Origin of the sequence: Vibrio sp. 10N.222.55.B11 (genome assembly GCF_041473705.1) — a bacterium.
Lineage (GTDB): Bacteria > Pseudomonadota > Gammaproteobacteria > Enterobacterales > Vibrionaceae > Vibrio > Vibrio crassostreae_C.
Map to the genome: position 1 here is coordinate 1 of NZ_JBFRST010000171.1, position 444 is coordinate 444.

1 pseudogene is annotated in these 444 nt (G+C 43.9%); it reads left to right on the forward strand.

The features are described from left to right. Positions 1–315 (forward strand): annotated as a pseudogene (locus AB4503_RS25590) (hypothetical protein); the annotation flags it as partial. Between the last annotated feature and the right edge of the window lie 129 nt (positions 316–444).

A 444-nucleotide genomic window follows, 5' to 3' on the forward strand; every position in this document is an offset into this window, starting at 1 on the left:
GCCTACCTACAAGGTTTGCAATCCGCGTATTTTTATAGTGCTTACCGCCAGCAAAAATTAGGGGGCAATAACTGGTTTTGTATGCGCGATACGATGGCGCTCGATCCAAAGCGTCACCCTGAGTTCCTTGAAGAAATGATTTGGACGGTGCTTGAGAAGACAGCCAAAAACGATCCAAGAAAGTTTAGAAGAGATAATTACGCCGGCTCCTTCAGCGCGACTCTTGATTACATTATTGGATATGGATTACAAACCGAATACCCTTGCTACAGCCCTATCCCAAAAGCCTTACAAATTAACGGTTGGAAATATTAATCTCGGCACAGGATATCCATCGAGAGTGAAGGTTATTTCAGGTATAAGGCCAGTACGAGAGAGTAGGAACGGGTTAAATGTCTTTATTCTAGACTAGGTATTCATTGGGCGCTGCTTGGGCACAAAAAC